The organism is Nitrosopumilus sp., assembly GCF_025699255.1.
Taxonomy (GTDB): Archaea; Thermoproteota; Nitrososphaeria; order Nitrososphaerales; family Nitrosopumilaceae; genus Nitrosopumilus.
On sequence record NZ_JAILWA010000001.1, the window covers coordinates 204,013 to 219,638 of the forward strand.

The 15,626-nt window shown below is 33.3% G+C and carries 19 protein-coding genes; 7 read left to right on the forward strand and 12 right to left on the reverse strand.

Annotation, left to right across the window (positions count from 1 at the left end; translation table 11 throughout):
- Nucleotide 1 precedes the first annotated feature (1 nt).
- The 3 genes from ppdK to K5781_RS01410 are packed head-to-tail and all read left to right on the forward strand — an operon-like array spanning nucleotide 2 to nucleotide 3,488.
- Nucleotides 2-2,677: a pyruvate, phosphate dikinase gene (ppdK, locus tag K5781_RS01400; protein ID WP_297439941.1), complete on the forward strand. Its 2,676-nt coding sequence runs from the start codon at nucleotides 2-4 to the stop codon at nucleotides 2,675-2,677.
- Between the two features lie 25 nt (nucleotides 2,678-2,702).
- A complete protein-coding gene (locus K5781_RS01405; protein ID WP_297439943.1) occupies nucleotides 2,703-2,879 on the forward strand; it encodes a DUF1059 domain-containing protein in 177 nt (58 codons plus the stop codon).
- Nucleotides 2,880-2,930: 51 nt separating this feature from the next.
- Nucleotides 2,931-3,488 (forward strand): CBS domain-containing protein, encoded by a 558-nt coding sequence (locus K5781_RS01410; protein ID WP_297439945.1) that lies wholly within the window; start codon nucleotides 2,931-2,933, stop codon nucleotides 3,486-3,488.
- Here the strand turns inward: K5781_RS01410 and mce are convergent, their stop codons facing one another.
- Nucleotides 3,489-3,887 (reverse strand): methylmalonyl-CoA epimerase, encoded by a 399-nt coding sequence (gene mce, locus K5781_RS01415; protein WP_297439947.1) that lies wholly within the window; start codon nucleotides 3,885-3,887, stop codon nucleotides 3,489-3,491.
- 161 nt (nucleotides 3,888-4,048) lie between these two features.
- On the opposite strand from mce, the gene K5781_RS01420 reads away from it, so the two are divergent.
- The gene (locus tag K5781_RS01420; protein WP_297439950.1) at nucleotides 4,049-4,171 is read left to right on the forward strand and encodes a hypothetical protein; all 123 of its coding nucleotides are present in this window, start codon (nucleotides 4,049-4,051) and stop codon (nucleotides 4,169-4,171) included.
- Nucleotides 4,172-4,568: 397 nt separating this feature from the next.
- Here K5781_RS01420 and K5781_RS01425 read toward each other — a convergent pair whose 3' ends face one another.
- From K5781_RS01425 to K5781_RS01450, 6 genes are all read right to left on the reverse strand, one after another.
- Nucleotides 4,569-5,096: a hypothetical protein gene (locus K5781_RS01425; RefSeq protein WP_297439952.1), complete on the reverse strand. Its 528-nt coding sequence runs from the start codon at nucleotides 5,094-5,096 to the stop codon at nucleotides 4,569-4,571.
- 180 nt (nucleotides 5,097-5,276) lie between these two features.
- Nucleotides 5,277-6,878 (reverse strand): methylmalonyl-CoA mutase family protein, encoded by a 1,602-nt coding sequence (locus tag K5781_RS01430; protein ID WP_297439954.1) that lies wholly within the window; start codon nucleotides 6,876-6,878, stop codon nucleotides 5,277-5,279.
- 4 nt (nucleotides 6,879-6,882) lie between these two features.
- Complete coding sequence (gene meaB / locus K5781_RS01435) at nucleotides 6,883-7,803, reverse strand: methylmalonyl Co-A mutase-associated GTPase MeaB (RefSeq protein ID WP_366847864.1); 921 nt, start codon at nucleotides 7,801-7,803, stop codon at nucleotides 6,883-6,885.
- Between the two features lie 42 nt (nucleotides 7,804-7,845).
- The gene (locus tag K5781_RS01440) at nucleotides 7,846-8,253 is read right to left on the reverse strand and encodes a hypothetical protein (protein WP_297439958.1); all 408 of its coding nucleotides are present in this window, start codon (nucleotides 8,251-8,253) and stop codon (nucleotides 7,846-7,848) included.
- Nucleotides 8,246-10,747: a M1 family metallopeptidase gene (locus K5781_RS01445; protein ID WP_297439960.1), complete on the reverse strand. Its 2,502-nt coding sequence runs from the start codon at nucleotides 10,745-10,747 to the stop codon at nucleotides 8,246-8,248. Before K5781_RS01445 ends, K5781_RS01440 begins: the two co-directional genes overlap by 8 nt.
- Nucleotides 10,748-10,792: 45 nt before the next feature.
- Nucleotides 10,793-10,921: a hypothetical protein gene (locus K5781_RS01450; protein ID WP_297439962.1), complete on the reverse strand. Its 129-nt coding sequence runs from the start codon at nucleotides 10,919-10,921 to the stop codon at nucleotides 10,793-10,795.
- A gap of 175 nt (nucleotides 10,922-11,096) precedes the next feature.
- Between K5781_RS01450 and K5781_RS01455 the strand changes: the two genes are divergently transcribed.
- Complete coding sequence (locus K5781_RS01455; protein WP_297439964.1) at nucleotides 11,097-11,696, forward strand: hypothetical protein; 600 nt, start codon at nucleotides 11,097-11,099, stop codon at nucleotides 11,694-11,696.
- A 9-nt stretch (nucleotides 11,697-11,705) separates the two neighbouring features.
- Here K5781_RS01455 and K5781_RS01460 read toward each other — a convergent pair whose 3' ends face one another.
- The 3 genes from K5781_RS01460 to K5781_RS01470 form a co-directional block, all read right to left on the reverse strand.
- On the reverse strand, nucleotides 11,706-12,035 hold the full coding sequence (locus K5781_RS01460; protein WP_297439966.1) for a helix-turn-helix domain-containing protein: 330 nt from the start codon (nucleotides 12,033-12,035) through the stop codon (nucleotides 11,706-11,708).
- A 66-nt stretch (nucleotides 12,036-12,101) separates the two neighbouring features.
- Entirely contained in the window at nucleotides 12,102-13,004 is a 903-nt protein-coding gene (locus K5781_RS01465) for a TFIIB-type zinc ribbon-containing protein (protein ID WP_297439968.1), read from the reverse strand.
- A 132-nt stretch (nucleotides 13,005-13,136) separates the two neighbouring features.
- The gene (locus K5781_RS01470; RefSeq protein ID WP_297439970.1) at nucleotides 13,137-13,400 is read right to left on the reverse strand and encodes a hypothetical protein; all 264 of its coding nucleotides are present in this window, start codon (nucleotides 13,398-13,400) and stop codon (nucleotides 13,137-13,139) included.
- A 98-nt stretch (nucleotides 13,401-13,498) separates the two neighbouring features.
- Between K5781_RS01470 and K5781_RS01475 the strand changes: the two genes are divergently transcribed.
- A complete protein-coding gene (locus tag K5781_RS01475; RefSeq protein WP_297439972.1) occupies nucleotides 13,499-13,921 on the forward strand; it encodes a cobalamin B12-binding domain-containing protein in 423 nt (140 codons plus the stop codon).
- A 38-nt stretch (nucleotides 13,922-13,959) separates the two neighbouring features.
- Here K5781_RS01475 and K5781_RS01480 read toward each other — a convergent pair whose 3' ends face one another.
- Nucleotides 13,960-14,157, reverse strand: a complete 198-nt coding sequence (locus tag K5781_RS01480; protein ID WP_297439974.1) for a hypothetical protein — start codon at nucleotides 14,155-14,157, stop codon at nucleotides 13,960-13,962.
- Between the two features lie 120 nt (nucleotides 14,158-14,277).
- On the opposite strand from K5781_RS01480, the gene K5781_RS01485 reads away from it, so the two are divergent.
- Entirely contained in the window at nucleotides 14,278-14,436 is a 159-nt protein-coding gene (locus K5781_RS01485) for a hypothetical protein (protein WP_297439976.1), read from the forward strand.
- A 93-nt stretch (nucleotides 14,437-14,529) separates the two neighbouring features.
- On the opposite strand, the gene ilvC is transcribed toward K5781_RS01485, so the two are convergent.
- Nucleotides 14,530-15,528 carry a ketol-acid reductoisomerase gene (ilvC, locus tag K5781_RS01490; RefSeq protein ID WP_297439978.1) on the reverse strand — a complete coding sequence of 333 codons (999 nt, stop codon included), beginning with the start codon at nucleotides 15,526-15,528 and terminating at the stop codon, nucleotides 14,530-14,532.
- Nucleotides 15,529-15,626: the final 98 nt, after the last annotated feature.

Genomic DNA, 15,626 nt, shown 5'->3' on the forward strand with positions numbered 1-15,626 from the left:
AATGAAACCAGTTTATGCATTTGAAGAAGCAGACAGCAAAAAAAGAATGCTTCTAGGTGGAAAAGGAGCAGGGTTAAGCGAAATGACTCGATTAAAGTTACCAGTCCCACCAGGATTTACAATCACAACTGAAGTGTGTAACAAGTATTATGAAAACAACAGAAAACTTCCAAAAGATGTCATGCCTGCAGTAATGAAAAATATTGTAAAAATGGAAAAAAAGACAGGTAAAAAATGGAATTCTACAAAGAATCCATTACTAGTTTCAGTCCGTTCAGGAGCAGCAATTTCAATGCCTGGAATGATGGACACAATTTTGAATTTAGGACTAAATGAAAAAACAGTTGAAGGGTTTGCAGAACAGACAAAGAATCCGCGATTTTCATGGGATTCATATCGAAGATTTATCCAATTATTTGGAAAAGTAGTATTTGGAGTAAATGATGAAAAATTTGATCACGTTTTAGAGTCTGCAAAAACAAAGCAAGGAGTTTCAGATGACAGTAAACTAAATGTAGAATCATTAAAAGGAATTGTAGCAGAATATAAAAAAATCTGTGAAGAACACACTAAGAGAAAATTCCCAGACACACCAGACGAACAATTAGTATTATCAATTGAAGCTGTTTTCAAAAGTTGGATGGGTGAAAGAGCAATTGTTTATCGTGAAAAAAACAACATCACTAAAGATATTGCAAATGGAACCGCTGTTAATGTAGTAACAATGGTATTTGGAAACATGGGAGATGACAGTGCTACAGGAGTCGTGTTTACAAGAAATGGTCACAATGGTAAAAAAGAGATCGAGGGAGAATATCTGATTAATGCACAAGGAGAAGATGTTGTGGCAGGAGTTAGGACAGGAAAAAGTATTGAAATGTTGAAAAGAGAAATGCCAAAATCACATAAGGAATTAAGTAATGCTTGTGCAAAATTAGAGAAACATTTCAGAGAGCCACAAGATATTGAATTTACCATAGAGCAAGGAAAATTCTACTTACTACAAACAAGAACAGCAAAAATGAGTGCAGCAGCATTAGTAAAAACATCAGTAGACATGGTTAAAGAAAAATTAATTGATAAAAACAGAGCACTTACAAGAATTCCAGCACAACAATTAGAGGCATTGTTACATAGAACTATGGATGAATCAGAAATTAAAAATTATAAACAATTAGCAAAAGGAATTGCAGCATCGCCAGGAGCTGCTAGCGGAATAGTAGTATTTGATGTCAAAAAAGCAATAGAATTAGGAGAAGCAGGAAATAAAGTCATCCTAGTAAGAAAAGAAACAAAACCAGAAGATGTTCCCGCATTCTTTTCATCAGAAGGGATTTTGACTAGCCTGGGAGGCAAATCATCTCATGCAGCAATTGTTTCAAGAGGAATGGGAAAACCATGTATTGTAGGATGCCCAGAATTGAAAATTAACTACGAAAACAACACCTGTACTGCAAATGGAATTACAATTAAAGAAAAAGAAATAATTTCCATTGACGGAAGTGCAGGCACTGTATTTGTGGGAGACGTGCCAACAGTAGAGCCCAAAGTAACAAAAGACTTTGAACAGATTTTGAGTTGGGCTCAAAAAGCAAAGAAAATAGGAATTAGAGCAAATGCAGATACACCAGAAGGGGCAAAACTAGCAAGGAAGTTTGGAGGTCAAGGAATCGGGTTGTGCAGAACAGAAAGAATGTTCAATGGAAGTGATAGAATTAATTTGTTCGTAGAAATGATAATGGCTGAAAATATCGAAGAAAGAAACAAAATTTTGAAGAAATTAGGTCAGTTGCAAAAAAGTGATTTTATTGAAATTCTAAAAGCCATGGAAGGATACGAAGTTACAATTAGATTATTAGATCCACCATTGCATGAATTCTTACCAAATCCAGAAGAACTAGTAGAAAAAATACAAAAACTAGAATCAAGTGGAGATTCAACACAAATCAACCAAGCTAAAACAGTTTTGAAAAGAGCAAGAGAACTTGCAGAAGTTAATCCAATGATGGGACATAGAGGAGTTCGTGTAGGAATCACATACCCAGAAATTTATGAAATGCAAATTCGTGCAGTATTTGATGCATTAGTAGAACTTACAAAAAAGAAAGTTAAAGCACATCCTCAAATCATGATTCCACAGATTAGTAGCATTGCTGAACTTAACCATATTAAAGAAATTTACGATAGGATAAAAAAAGAAACAGAATCAAAACACAAAATGAAATTAAAAATAAACTTTGGTACCATGATAGAAGTTGTAAGAGCAGCACTAACTGCAAATGAACTTGCAACTACAGCAGAATTCTTTAGTTTTGGTACTAATGATCTCACGCAAGGAACATTTAGTTTTAGTAGAGAAGATGTTGAAGGAAAATTCCTTCCAGAATACATGGAAAAAGAACTACTAGAAAGAAACCCATTTCAATCAATTGACGTAAACGGAGTAGGCAGTTTGATTAAGATAGGAGTTGCCGCAGGACGAGCATTAAGGCCAAACATGGAAGTAGGAATTTGTGGAGAACATGGAGGAGATCCTAGTTCCATTAAATTCTGTCATAGTGTAGGTCTAAGTTATGTAAGTGCATCACCACATAGAATTCCTATTGCCATTGTTGCAGCAGCACAAGCAGCAATTGAGCAACCAAAAAAAGCAAAATCAAAATCAAAGAAAAAATAAATAATTCTTAGAAATTACAGATATTATGGCTAAAAGTATCAGTTGTTCAGATGCAGGAAAAGACTGCGGGTGGTCTGCTACTGCAGAAAGTGAGGAAGAATTGATGGAAAAAGTAACCGAACATGTAATAGCCAAACACAAAGAAATTGAACTAAATTCAGAATCAATTTCCAGCATAAAATCACTCATCAAAGAGATTTGAAATTTTCAAAACTATAGATTTTAAAACACATACAAACAATTCTTAATTGAATTGCTTCCAAGAATTGAATCAATAAAGCAAATTAGACAAAAAATTGGGATTACACAAAAAAAACTTGCAGGCATGACTGGAGTAAGTACATCAATGATTAATCAAATTGAATCAGGGAGAAGTCAACCAAGTTATGACACGGCAAAAAAGATTTTTGAGAGTCTTGCAAAACTTGAAGGAGAATCATCTTCACATACTGCAGGAGATTTTTGTAGTAAAGATATTGTTAAACTAAAACCTACCAATACATTACACGATGCAATAAAAAAAATGCATCAATTATCAATTAGTCAGATACCAGTATTTTCTAATTCAGATGTAGTAGGAGTAGTATCAGAAGATGGAATTGTAAAACATTTAGCAGATTTGGGGGAGGCAGAGCTAAAAAAAGCAAAGTTGGCAGATACAATGGATTCAGTTCCTCCAATTGTTGATTTTGATACTCCAGCAAATGTTTTGGTACCATTGATAAGATATTCAAAATGCATACTAGTTTCTAAAAAATCAAAAATTGTTGGTATAATTACAGCTTCAGATACTTTGAAGATGATGGAATGACTATTCTTTAGGATGAGAACAAAGTTCTGCCAATACACCCTGAAGAGATTTTGGATGGATGAAAGTCACTTTGGTTCCAGCTGAACCAGGCCTTATTTTCCCCAAAAATTGAATCCCACAACCTTCCATTCGTTCAACTTCACCTTCTATGTTATCTGTATCTAATGCCATATGGTGTAACCCTTGCCCTTTTTTATCAAGGAATTTTTTGATTGGACTATCATCATTAGTAGGTTGCATAAGTTCTACTCTACCGTTTTCTAAATGAATAATAGCAACCTTAACACCTTCAGATTCTACAGTTTCAAATTCAACGCTGTCTACCCCTAATGCTTGTTGATAGATTTTAGCAGATTCTTCAACATCATTTACTGCAATAGCAATATGATCAATCTTCATCTAAAAGACATCCTCAACTTACAGTATTAATGGATTTATTTTATGTGAATTTTCGAGTGAAAATTCCAAAATTATCATTCATTTCTTTTTTATCCAATCCCATTCAGGCCTTTCATCAACCTCTTCATCAACGGAATTTCTGTATTTTAGAGGTAAGCAATATGACAAATTTAGAAAATCAAGCACAATATCAACCATTTTCAAAATTTTTCTTTGCATGTCTGCTTCGAGGTTTTGATCTTAATCGAGTTTTGCAACAAGGACATCTAGCATCTGCAATGTAAAAATAATGTTCACATAATGAGCAACGTTTTTGACCTGTCAAATAACGTAAATTATTTTTCATTGAAGGTGCTTTTAGACATTCACATATTCCATTACATGTTTGTGCCATAATTTAGAAGTAAATTACAAATCAGAAAAAATAAAGAATTTGGGGAAATCTGATTTGTTAATTATACTTGTTTTACTGCCTCCTCTTGATTCATAATAATAATGATCTATTTTGGATAGATATAGTGGTAGCAACACAATGTAGCACAATGTATACTGTAAATTCAGATAGAATTTTTTCAAAGATACATCAAGAAAGATTGTTCAAAAATATCACAATGACATCGTGAACATGATTCATCATAAGGCACATTGTAATGTTCTTACCACAAAAAACAGAATGTGTTACTACATAGGAAAAATAAGAGTTATTGTTGTTTTAGTTAATTTTACTTCTAATTTTTTCTCCAAAATATCATGAAACAATTCAGTAGCCAAAGTTTTCACATATAGAGACCAATTTTCTCCTAAATCATGATGGATTTTAAAAATGACAGTATTGTTTTTCTTTTCTATATCATGTTGCATCCAAGCAACATTAAGCCATGTACGAAGAATTTCTATAAAATCTTCAACAGTATATTCACCCTTCATAAAATTAAGTATGTCTGAAAAGGTGTCTTTTTCTATAACTTCTGCCAAATGAATAATTTCTTTTTCGGTTAGTTTTTCAACTGCATATTTAACAAAAGGTTTAGTCATAGGTAATAATCCAACTTTTCTTTCATATTTCTCCCAGAGAATATGATTACCCAATATCTTTGAAACCAAAGCATTAAAATTAATTTTTTCAAGTTCTGCCTCTTGTTTTAATTCTTCAATTAAAGATGAATTCAATCTAAGAGACACAGTTTTTGTTTTATCTTCCAATCCCATTTTCTGTCTCATATTGATAAGAACTATCCGGAATAAAAAAGAATGTAGTACTACAATTTCCTTTACTTAAAATTCAATTTGAAAAAGAATAAACTGCTTTTGACAAAAATTTTAGAATAATTTCAATAAATTGTATTTTGATTCAAGGTTGATTTAAAAATAAATTCATGAAATGTACGATTAAAAGACCTCTTTAGGACGATATTCCCCAAATACCTCTCTGAACGTATTACTAATTTCACCAGTTGTTGCAAATGCTTTTGCGGCAGTTACAATGTAAGGCATAAGATTTTCTTCAGTATCGGCTGCGCTTTGCATTGCAGATAAGGCTTTTTCTAATTTTTTAGAATCTCTTTCTGCACGTAATTTTTTGAGAGCCTTCTTTTGTTGAATTTCAATTCGGTCATCAATTCTCAATAACTCTGGTTGTTCTTCTTCTTCAGCATATTTATTCACACCTACAATTACCCTATCTCCATCATCAGTTTCTTTTTTTAGACGATATGCATTTGCTCGAATTTCAGATTGGAAGAAACCTTTCTCAATTGCTTTTACAGATCCACCCATTTTCTGAATTTTTTTAAGATATTTCCACACACCGTCTTCAATTTGATCACATAATTCCTCCAAATAGTAAGAACCTGCCAAAGGATCAGCAGTCTTAGTTATTCCACTTTCATGTGCAACTATCTGTTGAGTTCTAAGTGCAATTTTTGCAGATTCTTGTGTGGGAAGAGCCAGAGCCTCATCTCTGGAATTAGTATGTAATGATTGAGTGCCGCCAGCAACAGCAGCCATTGTTTGAATGGCCACACGAACAATGTTGTTGTTAGGTTGCTGAGCAGTAAGGGATTCACCACTGGTTTGAGTATGAAATTTCAATTGTAAAGAACGTGGATTTTTTGCATGAAACATTTCTTTAAGAATTTTAGCATAAACTTTTCTTGCAACTCTAAACTTGGCAACTTCTTCAAAAAATTCTATAGTGCAACAAAAGAAAAAAGACAAACGAGGTGCAAATTCGTCAATCTTTAATCCTTTATCAATACAAGTTTGAATGTAAGCTATTGCGTTTGCCAGAGTAAATGCAACCTCTTGTGTTGCAGTACAACCAGCTTCTCTCATATGATAACCAGAAATAGATACAGGGTACCAAGAAGGAACTTTTTCTGCACAGTATCCAATCATGTCTCCAATTAATCGCATTGAGGGTTGTGGTGGATAGATGTAGGTGTTTCTTGCAATGTATTCTTTTAAAATATCATTTTGTGTTGTACCTCTAAGTTCATGACTTTTGAATCCCTGTGATTCTCCAACTGCAATATAATATGCCAATAATGTTGATGCTGTAGAATTAATCGTCATAGATGAACTAACTTTTCCTAAAGGAATACCATCAAAAGCAGTCATCATATCTTTAATTGAAGTAATTGAAACACCTACTTTCCCTACTTCACCCTCAGCTTGAGGGGAATCAGAATCATATCCAATTTGAGTAGGCAAATCAAATGCCATGCTGAGACCGGTTTGACCTTTTTCAAGCATGAATTTGAATCGTTCATTGGTAAGCTTTGCATCACCAAATCCAGAATACTGTCTCATAGTCCAAAATCGATCTCTAAACATTCCAGGGTGTATTCCTCTGGTGAATGGATATTTTCCTGCATCTTCAACAGGTTTCTTTTTTGTGGATTTTTGATAAATTCTTTTTACAAGAAAGTTAGAATCCGTAAAAATTTTCTTTTCAGGTTCCTTTGATTTTGTTGGTTTTTTTGCAGCCATATTATCACTTTAACAATGATTTAGTAATTTTATCTCCAGCTTGAAAAGGATCAATGTCTTTAGATTGTAATTTTTTAAGATATTTTGAAAATGTTTTATCGGAAATTAACATGTCATCAATCTTTTCTTTGATGTTATTTAAAACAATATCTTTTAGTTCAGTCTCAAGGCGTTCACGGTCTTTGACATCTTTAGATTTCTTTTTAGACTTCATCATATCTTTCAAAGTTTTAGCAAACACAGTAATTCCAGAGTTCTTTTTCACAGAAGTTTTAAGAATCGTAGGATTTCTCTCAGAATCTCCAATAAAATCACGAACTGCATCAAATAATTGATTTGTACCGCTAAGATCACTTTTGTTGATTAAGTAAATATCTCCAATTTCAGTTAAACCTGCTTTAATGGTTTGAATACTATCACCAGTGTTAGGATTAAAAACAACAACTGTGATATCTGCAATATTAGAAATTTCAACTTCAGTTTGACCAGCACCCACACTTTCAATAATTATAGGATTGAAACCAGAATATTCCAATACACGAATACTGTTTCGTAATGAGCGAGAAACTGCACCAGTTGCCCCCCTAGATGCGATACTTCGAATGTAAGTTCCAGAATCAGTAGATTCACTCATTCTGACCCTGTCTCCCAAAATTGCACCCCCAGTCACATGACTTGTAGGATCAACTGCCAATACTGCAGGCTTTGTACCCAATTTTTTTAGAGCCATAGCAGTTTTGTTAATTAAAGAACTTTTTCCAGCACCAGCAGGACCAGTTATTCCAATAATTATAGAATTTCCACTATCCTTGAAAATTTTTTTTAATAATTTTTTTGATTCGTTTTGATCATTTTCAACAATCGTTATGGCTTTGGCAATAGCACCTCGTTTTCCTTTTTTTAAATCAGATAATAAGTCCAAGATACAATAAATGAATTATAGGTGCAATAAAATCTTGTGTACGATCTAAGGGATAGAGTAGATTACAGGTGGAACTGGATCACCCATAGGATGAATTTCTGTTTTTAATTGAATGTGACCAAAATCATTATGATCAATTTCTAGTACTATAGGATGCACAGCCCAACCATATCTTGGCACATTTGGAAATGGAACTATTTCTATAAACTCTGAACTAGAAAATGATTTTTGAAAAGATTCATCCATTCCCAAAATTTCTAAAACAACATTAGTTGTTTTCCCAGACTTGTCAAAATATGAAACTTCTACATGACCAGATTCGTAATAAATTGCTTCAATCTGAAATATTTCACGATAGACATTCTTGTCATCAGATACACCACCTGTTAAGAAAATTATAGCTAGAAGAGTAAAAACACCTAGAAATATTGGGGGGCCTAATTTTTTAGCCATCTTTGAATTCTTTTCTCATACATCTAAGGAATTTGGAATTAATTCGGATTCTCTCAAGGGTTTGGGATTGTGTTCGCTCAGTGCCAGGAGTAGGATTCTTTTTGAAAAAAGTTTTGATTTCTTTTTCCATAGAGTCATCTGTCACAGATGCAATACTAGCAACAATTCTGTTAAAGAGAGGATTTCCATGTCCAACTTTTTTGTTGATTTTCTTCCAATTTTTCTTTAGCCAAGGCCACAAAACTTTTTCGCCATAAGGATTTGCTGCAACTTTCATTATAGGCAATTGCATATTTTGTGAACGAACATGTGTAGTTTGAGAGAAATTAAGGGATTTTAAAAGTAATTTTTTATCTTTAAACCCACATAAAGCACCCAAGAAACGGAGTTTTTCTTCCATAGTTTTGGCAGTTTTGTACAATTTTGTTAGTTCAGAATGAGTTTTTGAGTTACCATTCCATGCAGCAATGGAACAAATAGGTTCTATTAAATCAGGATGAATAGAACCCGGAGATTTTAAGAATTTCTTATATCTTCTTAATGCTTCATCAGTAACGTCATCGTCATTCATTTTACCCAATACAGAAATTGCGAATCCACGAAGAAGGGCATCAGTATGTTTATCAGATTTTTGCGGAACCCACCCCAGATTGAATAAAATTTTTCTAAAATAGTTTACAGCATACCCACGTATTTCTTCTGCAAAGGGTTCATCAAATGAACGGAAGTATAAAGATGCCAAGTTATGTGCAACATTTACTGAAGCAAGGTAACTGTCTTCTTCAAAATATGCATCAGAGAAATCAAGATAATTTCTTACTTGTTCATCTCCAGAAACACATAAAGAAAATAAATCATTTTGGATAGCCCACCTATCAATTGCAGGAATTCGTTTATCATCCACTAACATTTTCAAATCAAGTAAAATGCCTTCATCATATTTTACACGATAGAATCCTTTCCGTCCATAATTTGCTACGAAACCCAATGTATTTCGAGGTAGTTTTACAGTCATGGATTTTTTTGTAAATAGTTTTGTAGAGATTTCAGACTCCAACCCTAAAGATAATGGAATCGACCATAGTCCTTTACTGAATTTTTTTTCAGGTTCAAGCAGATATCTTTTCTGTTTTAATTTCAAAGTATTTCCATCTTGGTTGATTTCAACTAGAGGAAATCCAGGTTGTTTTAACCACGTATTAACCATTGAGGAAACAGGCATTTTTGAAGCCTTGCCAATTGCATTCCACAAATCTTGTCCTCTAGCATTTTGATATTTGAAATCAGACAGATATTTTTTCAAACCTTTTTGAAAATTTGGTTCCCCAACATAGTGTTCAAGCATTCTCAAGACACAGCCACCTTTATCATAGGAGATAGCATCAAAGATTTCTCTAATTTCTGCAGGAGAGTTAACAACAACGTCGATAGGATGTGTGGTCTTGAGAGAATCAAGCCCCATTGCAACATTCATTGCATCTTCAACAAATTGATTCCACAAATCCCACTCAGGATAAAATTTATCAACAAATTTTGTAGCCATAAAAGTTGCAAAGCTTTCATTTAACCACAAATCATTCCACCATTTCATAGTGACAAGGTTACCAAACCATTGATGTGCAATTTCATGAGAAATTACTTCTGCAATGAATTGCTTAGTCCTAGTGGAAGAGGTTTTAGGATCATAAAGCAATATTGTTTCTCTAAAGGTAATTGCACCCCAATTCTCCATGGCACCTGCAGCAAAATCGGGAACTGCAATCAAATCTAGTTTTGGTAAAGGATATTTTATTCCAAAGTATTTCTCATAGGATGTAAGTAATTTCTTTCCTAACTCTAAAGAGAATTTTCCTTTGGATTTATTTCCTTTTGTGGTAACAACTCGAATCTGAATTTTGCCAATCTTCCCTGTAAGGTATTCAAATTCGCCCACACCAAGATAGATCAAATATGTTGAAACAATAGGGGTTTTTGAAAAGTGATACAAAGTTTTGTTGCCAATTTTCTTTTTTGATTTAACTGGCATGTTTGAAATTGCAGAAAATTTGTTATCTGCAATAATAGAAATATCAAATGTTGCTTTAGCTTCAGGTTCATCCCAACACGGAAATGCACGTCTAGCGTCTGCAGCTTCAAATTGAGTGGTTGCAAGATATTTGGTCTTTCCATTTTGAACATACTGACTACGATAAAATCCAAGCAAACGATCATTTAAAATTCCTTCAAATTCGATTTCAATAGATAAATTTCCTTTAATTTTTTCGGATAATTTAATTTCTAATTTTTCTTTTTCTTCATTAGTTTTTGCATGAGATTTGATGATTTTACCTTTATACTTCACATAACATGATTTTATCTTAAGTTCTGCACAATCCATAGTAATGGTATTTGTAGGTTTTTTACAATCTGCAAAGAGGATTTCATTTCCAACAAAAGTGAATTTAGTTAAATTTGGTTCAAATGTCAATTGATAGTTTTTTGGAATTACATTCACATTTGAGATAATTAGACAGCACTTTAAGTAGATTTTCTATTTTTGTTATGTCCAAGGATCAGATTTCTCATCCCAAGTAATTGCACTGTATCCATATTCGTCTAATGAGTCACTATTACGAATGGATAACATCAAACATTCATCTGAACAATGAGTCAATTCAGGATTTTTCATAAATTTTTCACAATTTTTACAATATTTTCCCATGTCTCAAATGAACAATTGCCAGATTTTGCATTATTCCCTCATTAGAAATACATGAAATAATTTATTTTAAAATGAAACATGATTATCAATTTTGATAACAAATTTTCAATATTTTTGAATCATCTTTATATTCTATTTACAAATGAATTTGTGTAGAGTGGATTCCACAATCAAACGTCAACAGCATCCTCCAAAAAAAGAAAAAACACGAAGTGTTACTTATCGTCTTCCAGTAAAGCTGGTTGAAGAAATTGAAACAGAGGCGATGAACAAGAACATTTCACACAATGTCATGGCAAGGCAAATTTTAGAAAAATATGTTCAATGGGATAGATTTGCAGATAAAATAGGCATCATACCAGTCCCAAAAAAAATCCTAGATACGTTAGGCATAGAAATGAGTGCAGAGGAAATAAATGAAATCATCAATGTCATCAAACCAGTAATCAAAGACACTGTGCTATTTATCAAAGGAGAATATGATTTGCAAAGATGTATTGAGACATTAGAAGATTATATGCGTGCATCAGGAATGAAATCAGATCACAGAGTAGAAGGAGAATTACATCATTTTATTATACAACATGAATTAGGCAGTAATTGGTCAATATTTACAGAACAATTACTACAAGAAATTTTTAAAGAATTTTTACCAGATTCAAAAATGAAATGTCAAACAACAGAATCAACTGTCATCGCAACAATATCTTTGGGCGGAGATTTTAACGAACATAAATATTAAAAGTGAAGATTAGTTTTTGATAAAAACTACATCTACATCAATTTTGCCATCATGAAAGCTAGTATTGACTTCCTTGATCTTGCTCTTATACAAAAACAATCTTTTGCCTTCATCAGTAATCACACCAGAAGTTCTAATCATTTTTGAATCATGTAATTGTTGAATACGTCTGTAGACAGTGCTTAGTGGAATATTTTTGTCTCTAGAGATTTCAATTGCAGATTTGGGCATATCCATAATTGCTTCTAAAATTGTCCTACAATACTTATCAGAAAGAATTTCTAGAAAAGATTCTTTTCTTTCCGGTTCTTCTATTTTTAATTGATTTAAGATTTGCATACACTAACTAGGAGATTTTAAGATATAATCACTGAGCAGACACATGTGTGCAATGCAAGACAGAAATCAGGATTTTAGAGATTGTTCTGCTTTTAGTCCCTTGTAGCGATTTCGAATTGTTACTTCGGTAACTCCTGCAGCTTCTGCAAGATCTCTTTGAGTAATAGATACGCCATTCTTAACGCAAGACAAGTAAAGTGCCGTTGCTGCAAGTCCCATTGGATCTTTTCCGGCAGATTCTTTACGTTCTTGTGCTTCTTTTAACACCTTAACAGCATATCGTTTGGTTTTTTCAGAAATCTCAAGTTTGCTAGATATTCTTGCAATACACTGAATTGAATCAACTACGGGCATTTTTAATTCCAATTCATGATGAAGTAATCTATAGCATCGTGCAATGTCTTTTCTTTTAACATTTGCAGCATCTGCAACGTCTTTTAGAGTTCTAGGAGTTTCAGTATCTCTACATGCAGCATATAGCGATGCTGCAATCATTGCAGATATAGATCTACCTCTAACTAATTTTTTTTCTAATGCTTTTCTATAAATGTAAGCTGCTTTTTCTAAAACATTTGCAGGAATTGCAACTTTATCTTTTAATTTATTTAAATCGCTAAGAGCTTGTCTTAGATTTCTATCAACCGGTGCATGAACTTGACTTCTGCTATCCCAAGTTCTTAATCGTTCAATAGTGCTTTTCATAGATGTTGATAGTGGTTTTCCTGATGCATCTTTGTTTAGAGGATTAATTACAGTAGACAACCCCATATCATGAATCATCAATGATGAAGGAGCACCAGTTCTTGCAGGATCTGCACCACCATCTTTTTGAAATGATCTCCATTCAGGACCAGACTCTTGAGATTTTTCTGTTATGACATATCCACATTTTCCACAAAATTGTTCACCAGTAACTTCATCAGTAAGCAAGGAATTTTTTCCACAGCGTGCACAAGTAGCATTAACCATATTATTTTCCTGTCCTGTTAATGGAGAAATTTGTTATTGAGTCAATATTGACGATAATTTCTTTGGACATAATTTAAGAGGAAAACTCATCTATAAGAAGTGTGAGTATTTTTAGAGAAAAGTGTCGTATAACTATGCACTAACTGTGATTTCAGGTTCAGACATACCGCCATAACCAGGATCAATAGTTTGTTTGGGATTTAATGACGTATCATGATGACATGCTTTGTTGCAAACAGGACAAAATTTTCTATCTAAAACAATACACTGACAAATATGATTTTTGACATAAGCTTGTGCTGCTTGATTCCATTCTCCAGTCCCATTACAATAGACACATACATTTGTAGATGAGGACCCAACCCCTTTACAAAAATCGCAAACATCATCAGTCATATCTTACCGACACTATTGAGATGAATCAATATATTTGAAGAGGTCAAGCAGAATAAATCAAATAAACCTTTTAAAATATCCCAAAATACAACATAATTATGAAACAAAAGGCAGCATCTAAGAACATCAAAATTTTAGTTGCCAAATTAGGATTAGATGGTCACGATAGAGGAGCTCTCGTATTATGCAGAGCGTTCAGAGATGCAGGAATGGAAGTAATCTATTCAGGACTTTTTGCTACTCCAGATAGAGTTGCACAAATCGCAGAGGATGAAGATGTGGATGCAATTGCCATGAGTTTACTTAACGGAGCGCATGGAACACTTTTTCCAAGAGTAGTTAAGACATTAAAAAAGAAAGGAATCAATGATGTGTTAGTTGTAGGCGGAGGAGTGATTCCAGAAATAGATCATAAAGATCTTATAAAATCAGGAGTAGATCATGTCTTTGGTCCAGGAACACCATTACCAACAATAATTGATCACATTACAACAGGCGTTTCCAAATTAAGAAAAAAGTAACTAAAAAGAACAATTGATATTATAAGATATGTAGGATTTTATTCTATTCCTTTTTCCACTTTAATTTTTCTAATTACTTCTCTGACTAATTCTTCATCCCGGATAACTAATTGTTGTAATTTTTTCTTGTATTCTTCATCCCCCCATTTATCAAGATGAAACATTTCTTTAACCAAATTCACAATTTCAGATTTATTCTTTTGATGATCACGTTTTGCAATATCAGAATCTTCCATAAGGGACTTGCAAAAATTCTAAACTTAAGCGTATTGGAAGTGAGAATATTGTCACCTGTCAAAATGAAGAAAAATGTAAAAAACAGAAAGTTTGTTAAACTTCAAATTTTGAACTAACTCATGGGATACAAAAAAGGCATTCACAAATGTGTAGAATGTGAAAAGAAAAAGAAAGAAAATCCAGAAGATACAGGGATGTGTAGTAAGTGTGGAGCAGCAGAAACACGTCTTGAGAAAACAATATACAAAGAATTACTCGATGATGGAAGTTTTCCTTAAATTACAAAAAGATAGTTAAAACTAGAAAAATTATGTATGAGTAATCATCACAACAACAAAATTATTGTGATTAGAAATTCAAAAAAAGAAAAATTATTCTGTGGAATCAGGCCACATCATTTTACGCATTTCTTTACCAACTTTTTCAATTTGGTGTTCATCATATTCTTTCATGTATTTGTCAAATGCATCTTTACCATTCTTTTGATATTCAGAAATCCATTCGTTGTTGAATGTACCATCTTGAATCATGGTAAGGACTTTTTTCATGTTTGCTTTATTTGCAGAATCCATCACTATTGGTCCACGAGTTAATCCACCATACCTTGCGGTTTCACTGACACGTCTCCACATACCATTAATTCCATACCTTTGAATCATATCTACAATGAGTTTGAGTTCATGTAAAACTTCAAAGTATGCAATTTCTGGCTGATAACCTGCCTCAACTAGGGTTTCAAATGCATTTGTAACCATAGAAGCTGCACCACCACAAAGGTCTGCTTGCTCACCAAACCAATCAGTTTCAACTTCTTCCTTGAAAGCAGTTTTGATTAGTCCAGCTCTTGCACTTCCAATTGCTTTTGCAATACCCAAAGTTCTATCCCAAGCCTTTCCAGTAAAATCTTGTTCAACTGCAACAATTGCAGGAGTACCAAAATTATCTAGATAAGTTTCTCGAACTTTTGAACCAGGGCCCTTTGGGGCAATCATGATTAAATCCACATTGTTTGGGGCTTCAATCCATTTCCAATAAATTGCAGCCGCATGAGAAAACGACAATGCTTTTCCTTCTGAAAGATTAGGTCCGATTTCATCCTTGTAGACTTGACCTTGAATCATGTCAGGAATCAGAATATGAACAATGTCTGCTTGTTTTGTTGCATCTGCAACAGACATTACTTTGTGACCATCAGCTTCTGCCTTTTTCCAGCTATTGCCACCTTCTTTAAGACCAATTATTACATTTAGACCAGAGTCTTTCATGTTGTTTGCTTGTGCATCACCTTGGATTCCATAACCAATTACAGCGATTGTTTGATCTTTAATAGGATCAAGACTGATTTCGGCATCTTTCCATGTTTTTGCCATAATTCTGAGACAGATATTGCAAATAAAAACTATGATTTAGATTTCTATAATTTTCTCACACGAGCGACATTTTACAGTGACCTTTTCACCAGATAGTC